The sequence below is a fragment of the Burkholderia sp. KBS0801 genome (assembly GCF_005937855.2).
Lineage (GTDB): Bacteria > Pseudomonadota > Gammaproteobacteria > Burkholderiales > Burkholderiaceae > Burkholderia > Burkholderia ambifaria.
This window is the reverse complement of sequence record NZ_CP042178.1, coordinates 1,325,682-1,339,835: the sequence shown is the minus strand read 5'-3', so window position 1 is coordinate 1,339,835 and position 14,154 is coordinate 1,325,682. Positions and strand designations below refer to the sequence as shown.

The 14,154-nt window shown below is 66.6% G+C and carries 10 protein-coding genes, 4 pseudogenes and 1 riboswitch; of the genes and pseudogenes, 9 read left to right on the top strand and 5 right to left on the bottom strand.

Features of this window, described 5'->3' with window-relative positions; translation table 11 throughout:
• Nucleotides 1-48: 48 nt before the first annotated feature.
• Both FFI87_RS22975 and FFI87_RS22970 read left to right on the top strand, forming a co-directional pair.
• Complete coding sequence (locus tag FFI87_RS22975) at nt 49-1,713, top strand: acid phosphatase (RefSeq protein WP_138848910.1); 1,665 nt, start codon at nt 49-51, stop codon at nt 1,711-1,713.
• 229 nt (nt 1,714-1,942) lie between these two features.
• Nucleotides 1,943-2,227, top strand: a pseudogene (locus FFI87_RS22970) (nucleoside-diphosphate sugar epimerase); the annotation flags it as partial.
• Nucleotides 2,228-2,348: 121 nt separating this feature from the next.
• On the opposite strand, the gene FFI87_RS22965 reads toward FFI87_RS22970, so the two are convergent.
• Nucleotides 2,349-4,214, bottom strand: a complete 1,866-nt coding sequence (locus FFI87_RS22965; RefSeq protein WP_138848911.1) for a phosphoenolpyruvate carboxykinase (GTP) — start codon at nt 4,212-4,214, stop codon at nt 2,349-2,351.
• Nucleotides 4,215-4,739: 525 nt separating this feature from the next.
• A pseudogene (locus FFI87_RS22955) lies at nt 4,740-5,309 on the bottom strand (SDR family NAD(P)-dependent oxidoreductase); the annotation flags it as partial.
• On the opposite strand from FFI87_RS22955, the pseudogene FFI87_RS22950 reads away from it, so the two are divergent.
• Nucleotides 5,301-5,891 (top strand): annotated as a pseudogene (locus FFI87_RS22950) (EthD domain-containing protein); the annotation flags it as partial. The pseudogenes FFI87_RS22955 and FFI87_RS22950 overlap by 9 nt on opposite strands.
• Before the next feature lie 52 nt (nt 5,892-5,943).
• On the opposite strand, the gene FFI87_RS22945 reads toward FFI87_RS22950, so the two are convergent.
• A complete protein-coding gene (locus FFI87_RS22945) occupies nt 5,944-7,530 on the bottom strand; it encodes an isocitrate lyase (protein WP_012366119.1) in 1,587 nt (528 codons plus the stop codon).
• A 385-nt stretch (nt 7,531-7,915) separates the two neighbouring features.
• On the opposite strand from FFI87_RS22945, the gene FFI87_RS22940 reads away from it, so the two are divergent.
• The 4 genes from FFI87_RS22940 (at nt 7,916) to FFI87_RS22925 (ending at nt 10,474) form a co-directional block, all read left to right on the top strand.
• Nucleotides 7,916-8,437: a YbaK/prolyl-tRNA synthetase associated domain-containing protein gene (locus FFI87_RS22940; protein WP_138848912.1), complete on the top strand. Its 522-nt coding sequence runs from the start codon at nt 7,916-7,918 to the stop codon at nt 8,435-8,437.
• Entirely contained in the window at nt 8,434-9,072 is a 639-nt protein-coding gene (locus FFI87_RS22935; protein ID WP_011658887.1) for a transcriptional regulator, read from the top strand. The genes FFI87_RS22940 and FFI87_RS22935 overlap by 4 nt, the downstream gene beginning before the upstream one ends.
• A 48-nt stretch (nt 9,073-9,120) precedes the next feature.
• Nucleotides 9,121-10,095, top strand: a complete 975-nt coding sequence (locus FFI87_RS22930) for a threo-3-hydroxy-L-aspartate ammonia-lyase (RefSeq protein ID WP_138848913.1) — start codon at nt 9,121-9,123, stop codon at nt 10,093-10,095.
• A 130-nt stretch (nt 10,096-10,225) separates the two neighbouring features.
• The gene (locus tag FFI87_RS22925; RefSeq protein ID WP_138848914.1) at nt 10,226-10,474 is read left to right on the top strand and encodes a hypothetical protein; all 249 of its coding nucleotides are present in this window, start codon (nt 10,226-10,228) and stop codon (nt 10,472-10,474) included.
• A gap of 35 nt (nt 10,475-10,509) precedes the next feature.
• Here FFI87_RS22925 and FFI87_RS34940 read toward each other — a convergent pair whose 3' ends face one another.
• Nucleotides 10,510-10,824: a hypothetical protein gene (locus tag FFI87_RS34940; protein ID WP_249177158.1), complete on the bottom strand. Its 315-nt coding sequence runs from the start codon at nt 10,822-10,824 to the stop codon at nt 10,510-10,512.
• Here FFI87_RS34940 and FFI87_RS34935 point away from each other — a divergent pair.
• Both FFI87_RS34935 and FFI87_RS22910 read left to right on the top strand, forming a co-directional pair.
• Nucleotides 10,810-10,941 (top strand): annotated as a pseudogene (locus FFI87_RS34935) (AraC family transcriptional regulator); the annotation flags it as partial. The gene FFI87_RS34940 and the pseudogene FFI87_RS34935 sit on opposite strands and share 15 nt — an antisense overlap.
• 112 nt (nt 10,942-11,053) lie before the next feature.
• Nucleotides 11,054-11,247, top strand: a riboswitch (cobalamin riboswitch).
• 209 nt (nt 11,248-11,456) lie between these two features.
• Nucleotides 11,457-13,385 (top strand): TonB-dependent receptor domain-containing protein, encoded by a 1,929-nt coding sequence (locus tag FFI87_RS22910; protein ID WP_138848915.1) that lies wholly within the window; start codon nt 11,457-11,459, stop codon nt 13,383-13,385.
• Nucleotides 13,386-13,438: 53 nt separating this feature from the next.
• Here FFI87_RS22910 and FFI87_RS22905 read toward each other — a convergent pair whose 3' ends face one another.
• The gene (locus FFI87_RS22905; protein ID WP_138848916.1) at nt 13,439-14,077 is read right to left on the bottom strand and encodes a LysE family translocator; all 639 of its coding nucleotides are present in this window, start codon (nt 14,075-14,077) and stop codon (nt 13,439-13,441) included.
• Nucleotides 14,078-14,154: the final 77 nt, after the last annotated feature.

Below are 14,154 nucleotides of genomic sequence, written 5' to 3'. Positions count from 1 at the left end.
ACGCTGCCGCGCATCGAACGACAATCGCCCATTCGAGGAGCACACGACGTGAACGATACCCCCGATCGCCCCGACGACCTTCCCGTTGATCCCGACCGCCGCCGCATGCTCGGCGGCCTCGCCGCGCTCGGCGCGGGCGTCGCGCTCGGCGGCTGCGAGACGACGCCGGGCAGCGCGCCGCGCTCCGCCGCCGACCTGCGGATCGACGACGCGCTGCGCCGGCAGGTGCGCCACATCGTCGTGATCTATGCGGAGAACCGCAGCTTCGCGAACCTGTACGGCGACTTCCCCGGCGTGCGCCATCCGCTGAGCGAGGTGCGGCCCGAGGACGCGCGACAGCTCGATCGCGACGGCAAGACGCCGCTGCCGGTGCTGCCGAAGATCTGGGGCGGCCTCGTGCCGCGCGCGCAGGAAGTGGACGGCAAGCGCTACGCGATCGCCGAGCGCGACATCGACAAGCTGCCGAACGCGCCGTTCCGGATCGCCGATGCGCAAGGCAAGCCGCTGCCGAACGGCGTGATCACGCGCGACCTGTGGCACCGCTTCTACCAGAACCAGATGCAGATCGCGGGCGGCCGCAACGACCAGTTCGCCGCGTGGGCCGATTCGGGCGGCCTCGTGATGGGCCACTACCGCAATTCCGCCGACACGCTGCGGCTCTGGAACCTCGCGCGCCAATACACGCTGTGCGACAACTTCTTCATGGCGGCCTTCGGCGGCTCGTGGCTGAATCACATGTTCCTGATTTCCGCACAGCCGCCGATCTATCCGGACGCGCACAAGCATCCGCACGCGGCCAAGCTGCTGTCGAAGGTCGACGGCGACGATCCGGCCGGCACGCGGCTGACGCTCGCCGCCGATTCGCCGGCGTCCGCGCTCGACGGGCCGCCGAAGTTCGCGGTCGATGGCCCGCTGACGCCCGACGGCTACGGCGTCAACACGATGGCGCCGCCGTATCAGCCGAGCTACGTGCCGCCGGCCGATCCAGGCAACGCCGCGTATGCGGATCCGGCCGACCATCGCGTGATCCCGCCGCAAGGCCATGCGACGATCGGCGACCGCCTGTCGGAAAAGAACGTCGACTGGGCGTGGTACAGCGGCGCGTGGCAGTACGCGCTCGAGCACCGCGACACGGGCATGGTTCCCGATTTCCAGTACCACCACCAGCCGTTCAACTACTTCGCGAACTACGCGCCCGGCACCGACGCGCGACGCAAGCATCTGCGCGACGCCGGCGTCGGCGACGAACCGTCGACCAACCGCTTCATCGCCGACATCGACGCGGGCCGCCTGCCTGCCGTCACGTTCTACAAGCCGCAGGGCAACCTGAACATGCACGCGGGCTATGCGGACGTCGAATCGGGCGATCGCCACATCGCGAACGTGATCGAGCATATCCGGCGCGGCCCGCAATGGGCGAACACCGTGATCGTGATGACGCACGACGAGAACGGCGGCTGGTGGGATCACGTCGCGCCGCCGGCGGGCGATCGCTGGGGCCCCGGCTCGCGCATTCCCGCGCTCGTGATCTCGCCGTTCGCGAAGAAGGGCTACGTCGATCACACCATGTACGACACGAACTCGATCCTGCGTTTCATCAGCCGCGTGCACGGGCTCGCGCCGCTCGACGGCGTCGCCGCGCGCGACAAGGCGTTCGCGTCGCGCGGCGCCACGCCGCCGGGCGACTTGACGAACGCGCTCGATCTCGGCTGACGATCCACCGGCGTCCTTGAGACGACGACGCCCCGGTGCAACACGGTTGCCCGAGGGCCTCGTCGTTTTCGTCACGATGCTACGCGGCGCTGCGCAGCGCCTCGCTCGCCGAACGCGCGGCGTGACGGCCGGCCTGCCGGCCGAAGAAAGTCGCGTCGCGGGCGGCGCCTGATAGCTCGCCTGGTCGACCAGCAGGTAGATCCGGTCGTCGGCCTGGTGGAACGCGTGATGGCCGGTGCTGCACCGTGGCGAATCCGGCAACGCGTATCTCGTCGGCGACGAGTACCTGAGCTTCGCCGACTACTTCGCGGCCTTCTTCCGCGCGGCCGGCAATCCGCGGACGGTACCGTCGCTCGACCAGGAGCATCCTCTGCTGCCGGACATCGCGATCTATACGGGCCGCGGCAACGTCGTATCGTATGAGCCCGATCCGGCCGATGTCGCGCTGCTGCGCTACCGGCGCGGCGACGTGCAGCGCGCGGTCGACGAAGTGGTCGCGCAGTTCGGCGCCTAAGCGCACGTTCAACGGTCACGCCAAGCTGAAAACGCGGCGCAAACGACGACGTCCCGCCGCCGGCGTCGTATGCCGGCGGCGGGACGTCGATATGCCGCTACGTCGTGGTCGATGCGGCGCGTCAGCCGCCGAGGCGCTGCTCGATCTTCTTCATCGTGTCGGTCAGCTCGATCGGCAGGCGCAGCTTCAGCGTGTCGAACAGCGCCGCATGCAACTTCAGCTCCTCGCGCCATTCATCGGCGTTCATCGACGTCACCGCCTCGAACTGCTCACGCGTGAAGTCGAGCCCGTCCCAGTGTAGATCGTCATAAGCCGGCGACACGCCGAACGCATGTTCGCCGCCGCCGCCGTTGCCTTCGAGACGATCGAGCATCCACTTCAGCACGCGCATGTTCTCGCCGAAGCCCGGCCACACGAACTTGCCGTTCGCGTCCTTGCGGAACCAGTTCACGCAGTAGATCTTCGGCAGCTTCGCGCCCGCGCCTTCGAGCTGCTTGCCGATCTTCAGCCAGTGCGCAAAATAATCGCTCACGTTGTAGCCGCAGAACGGCAGCATCGCGAACGGATCGCGGCGCACGATGCCTTGCTGGCCGACGGCCGCGGCGGTCGTCTCCGAGCCCATCGTCGCGGCCATGTACACGCCTTCGACCCAATCGCGCGCTTCGGTCACGAGCGGCACGGTCGTCGAGCGACGGCCGCCGAAGATGAACGCGTCGATCGGCACGCCGGCCGGATTTTCCCAGTCCGCGTCGATCGACGGGCATTGCGATGCGGGCGCCGTGAAGCGCGAGTTCGGATGCGCGGCCTTGCGACCCGTTTCCTTTCCGATTTCCGGCGTCCACGGGTTGCCTTGCCAATCGGTCAGCTTCGCGGGCGGCGTGTCGGTCAGGCCTTCCCACCACACGTCGCCGTCCTCCGTCAGCGCGACGTTCGTGAAGATCACGTTTTCCTTCAGCGTCGAGATTGCGTTCGGATTGGTCTTCACCCCGGTGCCCGGCGCGACGCCGAAGAAACCGGCTTCCGGGTTGATCGCATACAGGCGGCCGTCGCGGCCGGGCTTCAGCCACGCGATATCGTCGCCAATTGTCGTGACCTTCCAGCCGTCGAAGCCCTGCGGCGGAATCAGCATCGCGAAGTTGGTCTTGCCGCACGCGGACGGGAACGCCGCCGCCACGTGATACTTCTTGCCGGCCGGCGACGTCACGCCGAGGATCAGCATGTGTTCGGCGAGCCAGCCCTGGTCGCGGCCCATCGTCGACGCGATGCGCAGCGCGAAGCATTTCTTGCCGAGCAGCGCGTTCCCGCCGTAGCCGGAGCCGAAGCTCCAGATCTCGCGCGTCTCGGGGAAATGCACGATGTACTTGACCGGGTTGCACGGCCAGCGCACGTCCTTCTGCCCCGCGTCCAGCGGATGGCCGACGCTGTGCACGCACGGCACGAAATCGCCGTCCTCGCCGAGCACGTCATAGACCTCGCGGCCCATGCGCGTCATGATCCGCATGTTCACGACCACGTACGGGCTGTCGGACAGCTCGACGCCGATATGCGCGATCGGCGAGCCGAGCGGGCCCATCGAGAACGGCACCACGTACAGCGTGCGGCCGCGCATCGAGCCGCGGAACAGACCGTTCAGCGTCTCGCGCATTTCTTCGGGCGCGATCCAGTTGTTGGTCGGGCCGACGTCGTCGGGCGACGGCGTGCAGATGAACGTGCGATCCTCGACGCGCGCGACGTCGGACGGATCGGATTGCGCGAGATACGAGTTCGGCCGCTTCTCCGGGTTCAGGCGCGTGAGCGTACCCTGGTCGACCATCGCCTGGCACAGCGCATCGTATTCCTCCTGCGAGCCGTCGCACCACACGACGCGTTCCGGCTCCGTGAGCGCCGCGATACGCGACACCCACTCGATCAGTTTGCGATGCTTGACGAATGCCGGGGGAGCGATCAGCGGGCTGTGCGTCGCTTCGGCCATGGTGTTATGCGACATGGAAACGTCTCCAGATTATTGGAAGGGATCGGGGATGCGGGGCGAGCCCGCCAGATGGGGGGATGCGGTCGGAGCGCAGGTTGAAGCGACGCGCAAGGCGGGACGCGCGAGCGGAGCGCGTGTCGATGCCGCGATGCGGGCGAGAGAATGTGATGTCTCGTATGAGCGTGCGAACGCGAGTTTCGCCATGCAAGCAACCTGCCGTACAACTCCATGCCGGCCAGCATACCATCGCCGTTATTGGGCGGGCGTTGCGTTGCAACAAGAAACAATTGTGACGACGCGCCGGCATGCCGCTTGCCGGCCGGTCCTTTTTTTGCGCCGACGCATTCGCTTTGGGGACGAAACGGCTCGAAACGTCCGTCCGGCAAGGGTTTCGCGAACGCGGAAAAATCGGCGCGACGCGTTCGCATGCGGCACCCCCGAACGGGCGGGGGCCGAATTGGCGTTTTCGCTACTCAGGCAAACCCTGAATTAGGTTGCGCACACAAACATCCATCGCGAACGCGTTGTGTGCGCTACCGCTCAAAGCGGCGCGCCCGGCAATCCGGGGTAATACGTGCCTGCGGCCATCCCGCCGTCGACGGCCAGCTCGGCGCCGTTGCAGTACGACGCTTCGTCGCTCGCGAGGAACAGCGTCGCGCGCGCGATTTCGTCAGGCAAGCCGACGCGCTGCAGCGGCACGTGCGTGTAGTGCTTGTTGACTTCGTCGAGCGGTGCGCCGCTCGGGTTCGACATCGCCGTGTTCACGCCGCCCGGATGGATCGAATTCACGCGCACGGCCTGATGGCCGAGTTCCAGCGCCGCGACCTTCGTCAGCCCGCGCACGCCCCATTTGCTCGACACGTAAGCGGCCAGCGCGTTCACGCCGCGCAGCCCGTCCACCGACGAAATGTTGACGGTCGACCCGCGCTGCTGCGCGATCATGCGCGACGCGATCGTGCGAATCCCGACGAACGTGCCGACCAGATTGATCGACACCGCACGCTCGAAATCGCGTTTCGACAAGTCGGTGATCGCGCCGAACATCAGCACCGCCGCGTTGTTGACGAGCACGTCGATGCGGCCGAACTGCTCGACGGTCGCATCGGCGACGCCGATGTCGCGCCGGCCGCCGGCCTGAAGCAGACCAACACGGACCCGGGCATCGACGGCATCGTCGCGGTGTGGGTCGACAGCGCGAACCCGATGTTCCGCCAGCCGTTCGACGACGCGGTGCGCACGGTCGCACCGCACATGGCCGCGTATCTCGTCACCGAGTCGCAACCGATTCCGAATACGCGCTTTCCGGCGCGGCCCGGCGAGCGCACGAGCGGCTTCTCGCAGCTCGCGTTCCTGAAGCGCCCGCCGCGCCTCACGCACGAAGCGTGGCTCGACGTGCGGCACGGCCATCACACGCGCGTCGCGATCGATACGCAGGACAACTTCCTGTACGTGCAGAACGTGGTCGTGCGCGCGCTCACGCATGCGGCGCCCGGCTACGACGCGATCGTCGAGGAGTGCTTCCCCGCCGCGGCGATGACCGATCCGTATGCGTTCTTCGATGCGGTCGGCGACGAGGAGAAGTTCCAGCGCAACGTCGCGCAGATGATGGACAGCTGCGGACGCTTCATCGATTTCGACAAGATCGACGTGGTGCCGACGAGCCAGTACGTCGTGAACGCGGTGCGCGGATAAAAAAACGCCAACCCGCGCTGAACGGGTTGGCGTCGTGCCGTGGGTACGACGATTACGAGAACTGGTTCATCGTGTTGTCCTTGCCCGCTGCCTTCAGCGCTGCTTCGCCGCTGAAGTATTCCTTGTGGTCGTCGCCGATATCCGAGCCGGACATGTTCTGGTGCTTGACGCACGCGATGCCCTGGCGGATCTCCTTGCGCTGCACGCCGGCAACGTAACCGAGCATGCCCTGGTCACCGAAGTATTCCTTCGCGAGGTTGTCGGTCGACAGCGCAGCCGTGTGGTACGTCGGCAGCGTGATCAGGTGGTGGAAGATGCCTGCTTCACGCGACGCATCGGCCTGGAACGTGCGGATCTTCTCGTCGGCGAGCGTGGCCAGTTCGGTCTGGTCGTACTCGACGCTCATCAGTTGCGCGCGGTCGTAGGCCGACACGTCCTTGCCCGCTGCCTTCATCGCGTCATACACCTGCTGACGGAAGTTCAGCGTCCAGTTGAACGACGGGCTGTTGTTGTACACCAGTTTCGCATTCGGGATCACCTTGCGGATTTCGCTGACCATGCCGCCGATCTGCGCGATATGCGGCTTTTCGGTTTCGATCCACAGCAGGTCGGCGCCGTTCTGCAGCGACGTGATGCAATCCAGCACGCAACGCGCTTCGCCGGTGCCCGGGCGGAACTGGAACAGGTTGCTCGGCAGGCGCTTCGGACGCAGCAGCTTGCCGTCGCGCTTGATCACGACGTCGCCGTTGCCGAGCTGGTCGGCCGACAGCTCTTCGCAGTCGAGGAACGAGTTGTACTGGTCGCCCAGGTCGCCCGGCGTGTTGGTCACGGCGATCTGCTTGGTCAGGCCGGCGCCGAGCGAGTCGGTACGGGCGACGATGATGCCGTCGTCCACGCCCAGTTCCAGGAACGCGTAGCGGATCGCGCGGATCTTCGCGAGGAAGTCCTCGTGCGGCACCGTGACCTTGCCGTCCTGGTGGCCGCACTGCTTCTCGTCGGACACCTGGTTCTCGATCTGGATGCAGCACGCGCCCGCTTCGATGAACTGCTTGGCCAGCAGGTACGTTGCCTCGGCATTGCCGAAACCCGCGTCGATGTCGGCGATGATCGGCACGACGTGCGTCACGTGGTTGTCGATCTTTTCCTGGATCGCGGCCTTGGCAGCCGCATCCTTGGCCGCATCCAGCTCGCGGAACAGGCCGCCGAGCTCACGGGCGTCGGCCTGGCGCAGGAACGTGTACAGCTCGCGGATCAGCGCGCTGACCGAGGTCTTTTCGTGCATCGACTGGTCCGGCAGCGGGCCGAACTCCGAACGCAGCGCGGCGACCATCCAGCCCGACAGGTACAGGTAACGGCGTTCGGTGCTGTTGAAGTGCTTCTTGATGGAGATCATTTTCTGCTGGCCGATGAAGCCGTGCCAGCAACCCAGCGACTGCGTGTACTTGGTCGGGTCCGCATCGTACGCGGCCATGTCGGCGCGCATGATCTTCGCGGTGTAGCGGGCGATGTCCAGGCCCGTCTTGAACTTGTTCTGGGCGCGCATGCGGGCAGCCGATTCCGGATTGATGGCATCCCACGCGCTGCCTTGCTTCTCCTTCAAACCAGCCACTGCCTTGATGTCGTCTTGATATTGGGACATGTCTATCTCCTGGGAACGAAGCGCATTTGAGTAAAGGGTTCAGCGTGCCCGCTCCGTGTGACGAAGCGAACTGCATGGACTTAATAGTACCGCCGCCCGGTTCGCTTTCGACCAACTCTTATATAAGACATAAGATATAAATTTCGCTGTTTTTTCAATGAGATAAGCGCGCGTTTTTGCGATGCAAAACAAGTTTTCACGCGGCGGGACAGCCCCGCGCCGGAAATTCGATTGACATCCCGCGATATGAAACGATCTTTCGGCAGTTGGTGCGACGACAGACAGGGCGATCCATGCTTCGGGCTTTTGCCATGCGCATGACAAAACGTCTATACTTGGACAATTCATCGACGGCGCCGAACGCGCCCCTTCTGCCCGGAACGACATGAGCGACTACCCCGTTTTCGACGCGCTGTATGAGCTGCTGACGACCTCCGGCGCGCGGTTCCGCGTGCTGGATCACCCGGCCGAAGGCAAATCCGACGTGATCGCCGCGATACGCGGCACGCGTCCCCAACAGGGCGCGAAGGCGATGCTCTGCACATTCAAGGACGGCGGCGACGCCACCGCGCTCGCGGTGATCCCCGGCCACCTGAAGATCGATTTCCGCAAGGTCGCCGACGCGCTCGGCCGCCGCAAGGCGACGCTCGCGCCGCCCGAACTCGCGGCCGCGGTCACGCGCTGCGTGATGGGCGCCGTGCCGCCGTTCGTGTTCGACGCGAACGTGACGCTCGTCGTCGACCCGGCTCTCATCGAACTCAACGACGAAATCGCGTTCAACGCGGGCCGCCTCGATCGCTCGGTCGTGCTCGACGCGTCCGACTACGTGCGGATCGCCCGCCCGCTGCTCGCCGACATCACGCGGCCGGACGCCGCCAACGCGCCCTCGCTGCAGGCCAACGCATGACCACGCCACGCCCCCGACCGCAACTGGAGCAGGCATCGCTGATCGAGCAGGTGCTGCGCATCGCCGAAGGGCTCGGCGCGATGTTCGCGCCGTTCACCGAGGTCGTCGTGCACGACCTGCGCACGCCGGAACACGCGATCCTCGCGATCCACAACAACCTGTCGGGCCGCGCGGTCGGCGATCCGGCGACCGAGCTCGGGCTTGCTCGCATCGAGGACGACGACTACCCACAGGTGCTCGCGAACTACGCGAACCGCTTCGCCGACGGCCGCACCGCGAAAAGCACGTCGATCGGCATCAAGGATTCGAGCGGCCGCTACGTGGCCGCGCTGTGCCTGAACGCGGACGTCACGCTGTTCCGCGGCTTCCAGGGCATGCTGAACCAGTTCTGCAGCACCGAAGGCGAACCCGTCGCAGAAACGCTCGACCCGGCCGGCGCGGACGCGATCCGGCAGCGCATCGACGCGTTCGCGACCCGCCTGGCGACCACGCCGCGCGAACTGAAAACCGACCAGCGCCGCGAGCTGATGCACGCGCTGAAGGCGGACGGCTTCCTCGAGGTGCGCCGCGCGATGGAAATCGTGTCGCAGCACCTCGGCGTGTCGCGCGCCACCGTCTACAACGATGCGAAATGATGCGCGCCCTGATGCCCCATTGACCGACCCTTCCGACGAGCGACCTTCATGAACACTCCGCCCCTCCCCACCTACGACGACGTCGCGGCCGCCGCGGCACGGCTCGAAGGCCACGCGCACCGCACGCCCGTGATGACGTCGCGCACGATCGACGAAGCGCTCGGCGCGCAGGTGTTTTTCAAGTGCGAGAACCTGCAGCGCATGGGTGCATTCAAGTTCCGCGGCGCGTTCAACGCGCTGTCGCGCTTCGACGCGACGCAGCGCCGCAACGGCGTCGTCGCGTTCTCGTCCGGCAACCACGCGCAGGCGATCGCGCTCTCGGCGCGCATCCTCGGCATTCCGGCGACGATCGTGATGCCGCAGGATGCGCCGGCCGCGAAGATGGCCGCGACGCGCGGCTACGGCGGCAACGTCGTGACTTATGACCGTTACACCGAGGACCGCGAGCAGATCGGCCGCGAGCTTGCCGAGAAACACGGGCTCACGCTGGTCCCGCCGTACGACCATGCGGACGTGATCGCGGGCCAGGGCACGGCGGCAAAGGAACTGTTCGACGAGGTCGGGCCGCTCGACGCGGTGTTCACGCCGCTCGGCGGCGGCGGCCTGCTGTCGGGCACGGCGCTCGCGACGCGCGCGCTGTCGCCGCACGCGAAGCTGTACGGCGTCGAGCCGGAAGCTGGCAACGACGGCCAGCAGTCGTTCCGGTCCGGCTCGATCGTCCATATCGACACGCCGCGCACGATCGCCGACGGCGCGCAAACGCAGCACCTCGGCAACCTGACGTTCCCGATCCTGCGGCGCGACGTCGACGACATCCTGACCGCGACCGATGCCGAGCTGGTCGACTGCATGCGCTTCTTCGCGACCCGTATGAAGATTGTCGTCGAGCCGACCGGCTGCCTGTCGTTCGCGGCCGCGCGCCGGATGAAGGACGAACTGAAGGGCAAGCGCGTCGGCATCGTGATCAGCGGCGGCAACGTCGATCTCGAGAACTTCTGCGCGCTGGTGTCCGCCTCCGCATGACCGTCGTGGCGCGCGGATGGCGTGGATGAATATCCTGTCATCCGCGTGCCGCCGCTTCTTCACGGCGCGTTAAGTTTCGCGCCCTAGACTGATTAGGTGTCCCGCATTCAGTCGCGAAGAAGGAGTCGTCATGAACACGCACGCGATCGTCGCCGCCGCCCTCGCGGCAGCCTCGCTTTCGGCGTTCGCTCAACCGGGCGTTACGTCATCCAGCCTTCCCGCCGCGTCGCCGCAAGGCCCCGTCGCGCAGTCCACCCACCGTCCGCCCGCCGCGCTGCCGCCCGCCGGCTTCGTGCTCGCGAAGATCGATCAGAACAATACGCCGCCCGATCGCGGCGGCGATCCCAACGGCCGCACGCGCTCCGGCTCGCATATGTAAAACGTGAGCCGGCCGCGTCGGACGGCCGGCCCGCATCACTGAATCACAACGACCTCACAACGACGGCAGCGACGGATCGCGTGCGGCGAGGATGTCCGCGGTGCGCCGCTGCAGCGCGCGCCGTCGATCGTCTCCGGTTGCGGAATCAGCCAGTAACGCCCGTCTCGAATGCCGTCGAACACCCGCGCGGCGAATGCGTCGGGCGTGAGTCCGTGCGCGTTCAGCATCGCGCGCATCGTATCGACGAAGCCCTGCACTTCGGGCCGGTCGTGCGTGGCGCCGAACGGGTCGTTGAAGATGCCCGGCTGCACCGGGCCGGGCGCGAGCAGCGACAGCGGATCACCGCTCATCTCGGGTTCAGCGGCGAGGAAGCGTTCCGACGGGCGTTCGTGCGATGGACGGGTATCGCGCCGAGCCGGTTCCGGCGCGATTGCGGCGCCGCCGACGTTCCGTTTCATCAGACGTGAAGGCGGTTCGAATGCGTCGAAAAAAGAAAGAACTTCGAAAGCATTCGCCGAACACTGACGTTTTTTCGCATCCCGTCGGCCGCCGACGATTGACGCGCCTGAGCGCTCGCCATTACGCTTGCGCGCTGATGGTTCCCGGGAACGGGATCAAAAGGGAACGCAGGAGGGGCCGTGCCTCGAATCTGCGGCTGCCCCCGCAACTGTAAGCGGCGAATCCGCGCCACCACACGCCACTGGGAAACCGGGAAGGCCGGCGCGAATGACGACCCGCGAGCCAGGAGACCTGCCATCGACCCGAGGTCCAAGCAGCCGCACCGGGCGGGGTGTCCCGATGCGCCGGCACCGCCTTTGGCGGTCGCCCCGTTGCATGGACGGCCCGACCTCAGGACCCTTCAGATGTCCAACCTTTCCGCATCCGCTTCCACGCCGGAAGCGTCGCGCCGTGGCGCCCCCGTCATGCGCGGCGTCTTTGCGCGCTCACGCCGTACCTGCAACACGATCACGCTCGCCGCCTCATGAATCTTCGCCACCTTCTCGCCACGTCCGCCGCCACCGCGCTGCTCTCCCCGATCGCCCATGCTGCCGGCGACACGGCGCTCACGCAGCCGCGCCAGCCCGCCGATGGCACCGACCTGCCGGCGATCACCGTGACCGACACGCGGCACCTGCCCGAATCGTTCGACCAGCGCTATGCGACGACGCAGGTGCTCACGCGCGCCGATCTCGACCGCCTGTCGCCGAGCGAGCCGAGCATCACGCAGGCGCTCGCGATGCTGCCGGGCGTGACCGTCTCGCAGACCGGCGGCCCCGGCTCGTCCGCGTCGGTCAGCATCCGCGGCTCGTCGGCCAGCCAGGTCGCGGTGTTCATCGACGGGATCCGGATCGGGTCGCCGACCACCGGCATCGCGCCGTGGGCCGACCTGCCGACCGAAGCGTTCGAGCGCGTCGAAGTGATTTCGGGGCCGGCCGCCGCATCGTTCGGCGCGAACGCGATGGGCGGCGTCGTGCAGCTGTTCACGCGCCGTGCCGCCGGGCAACCCAACCAGACGAGCGTGTCGTTCGGCGGCGGCTCGAACAAGACCTTCGACACGCAGCTGCGCACGTCGGGCACCGTGCCGTCGACCGGGCCGCTGGCCGCGCTCGGCGGACTCACTTACTCGCTCGGCCTGCACTCGTACAACACCGCCGGCATCGACGCGACGCGGCCCGTGTTGCCATACCACGAGGACGGCCGCAATCCGTATCACGCGCAGGATCTCGATGCGCGCCTCGGCTACGCGCGCGATAACTGGTCGATCTCGACGTTCGCGCTGTATCACCGCTCCGACCTGTCCTATGACAACGCCGGCTTTGCGAACCGCGAGCTCGATCATCAGCTGACGACCGGCATCGCGTTCCATCTCGACGTCACGCCCGACACGCAGTTCGACCAGTCGTTTGGTTATGCGAACGACCGCCAGTTCCTGTATGCGAGCGACCCGTCCATCCGGACCGACCGGATCGACTCGCAGCGCATCAGTTCGTCGACGTCGCTGACCCATCAGGCGCACGGCTTCCACCTGTTCGGCCTGCCGCTGTCGGGCGAGACGAAGGTTGCGTACGACTTCACGCGCGAGCAGGCGTTCCTGCCGATCGACGTGCCGGACGGCGTGCGCACGCGCAACGATTCCGCGTTCTCGCTGCATCAGTCGGCGACGCTCGGCAGCGTGACGATGTTCGTCGCGGGCCGTCACGAGATCATCGCGGGGAAAACCGTGAACACCGGCAACGCCGCGTTGTCGTGGGCGATCACGCCGGTCTATACGGCGCGCGTGTCGTACGGCAATGCATTCCGCCTGCCGTCGTTCAACGACCTGTACTACCCCGGTTACGGCAATCCGAACCTGAATCCGGAGCGCAGCGATTCGGTCGAAGCCGCGCTCGAAGCGAACACCGCGTACGGCACGTTCAGCGCCGCGATCTACGATACGCGCGTCAACAACCTGATCGCGTACAACCCGGCGACGTTCTCGCCGATGAACATCGGCCGCGCGCATATCCGCGGCATCGACCTGTCGTACAAGGGCACGATCGGCCGCACGACGCCGGTGAGCATCGCGGTGGGGATTCTCGATCCGCAGGACGAAACCAACGGCAGCTGGCTCAACCGCCGGCCGCGCCAGACGGTCAGCGTGAACATCGACCACACGTGGGACGAACTGCATCTGCATGCACTGAGCACCGGCGCATCGCTGAACTACGGCGGCACGACGTTCGACGATCCGGCCAATGCCACGTATCTGCCGTCGTATCTGACCGTGAACCTGCGCGCGTCGTACAAGATCAATGCGCACCTGACGGTGTCGGCGTCGCTGTCGAATTTGTTCGACCGTCAGTACGTGACTGCGTACGGCTACAACACGCTCGGCCGCACCGCGTTCGGTAAGGTCAGCTATACGTTCTGATCGGGGCGGTCGCGGGCGTCGGGTTCGGGCGTCCGATCGCACCGCGGTTCGCGTCAGGACCACACGATGCCGTGTACGCCCGCAATCAACTGGACCGCGCCGAACACCGCGATCACGACGGCCGACACGCGCGACAGCCCGTGCATGAACGTCAGCGGCATCTTCGTGCGCAACGCGGCGGTCGCGCTGCTCAGGCACAGCCACCACGTCGCGGAGCCGACGAACACGCCGGCGACCATCAGCGCGACCGTCGGCCCCATCGCAACCTCATGCGTGCCGGTCAGCGGGCCGAGCGCCGCGAAAATCCCGACGAACGACAGAATCGTCATCGGATTCGACAGCGTCATGCCGAACGTCGTCAGGAAATCGCGCAGCACCGTCATGCGCGGCAAGTCGCGCCGTGCCGCCGATGCGGCCGGCGCCTGCCGCGCGATGGTCCAGGCCAGCCACACGAGAAACGCGCCGCCGCCGATTTTCAGCGCGGCGGTCAGCATCGGAAACGCGGTGACGATGCCGGCGACGCCCAGCGCGCCGAGCAGCCCGTAGACCGCATCGGCGCACGCAGCGCCGATGCCGGTGGCGAATCCCGCGTGAAAGCCTCGGCTCAGGCTGCGCTGGATGCACAGCATCCCGATCGGGCCGACCGGCACCGCGATCGACAATCCCATCACGACGGACTTGATGAACAGCATGGCCGGCTCCTCGCGATTTCCCGTGGCTTCAACCGCATCGTAGGGAAAGTCCGGTCGCCGCTGAAGGCGGTTTTTAA

Coding starts and splice junctions, on each gene's coding strand:
- FFI87_RS22965 (WP_138848911.1), bottom strand. CDS start 4,214: ATGTCGCATAACACCATGGCCGAAGCGACGCACAGCCCGCTGATCGCT.
- FFI87_RS22945 (WP_012366119.1), bottom strand. CDS start 7,530: ATGTCCCAATATCAAGACGACATCAAGGCAGTGGCTGGTTTGAAGGAG.
- FFI87_RS22940 (WP_138848912.1), top strand. CDS start 7,916: ATGAGCGACTACCCCGTTTTCGACGCGCTGTATGAGCTGCTGACGACC.
- FFI87_RS22935 (WP_011658887.1), top strand. CDS start 8,434: ATGACCACGCCACGCCCCCGACCGCAACTGGAGCAGGCATCGCTGATC.
- FFI87_RS22930 (WP_138848913.1), top strand. CDS start 9,121: ATGAACACTCCGCCCCTCCCCACCTACGACGACGTCGCGGCCGCCGCG.
- FFI87_RS22925 (WP_138848914.1), top strand. CDS start 10,226: ATGAACACGCACGCGATCGTCGCCGCCGCCCTCGCGGCAGCCTCGCTT.
- FFI87_RS34940 (WP_249177158.1), bottom strand. CDS start 10,824: ATGAGCGGTGATCCGCTGTCGCTGCTCGCGCCCGGCCCGGTGCAGCCG.
- FFI87_RS22910 (WP_138848915.1), top strand. CDS start 11,457: ATGAATCTTCGCCACCTTCTCGCCACGTCCGCCGCCACCGCGCTGCTC.
- FFI87_RS22905 (WP_138848916.1), bottom strand. CDS start 14,077: ATGCTGTTCATCAAGTCCGTCGTGATGGGATTGTCGATCGCGGTGCCG.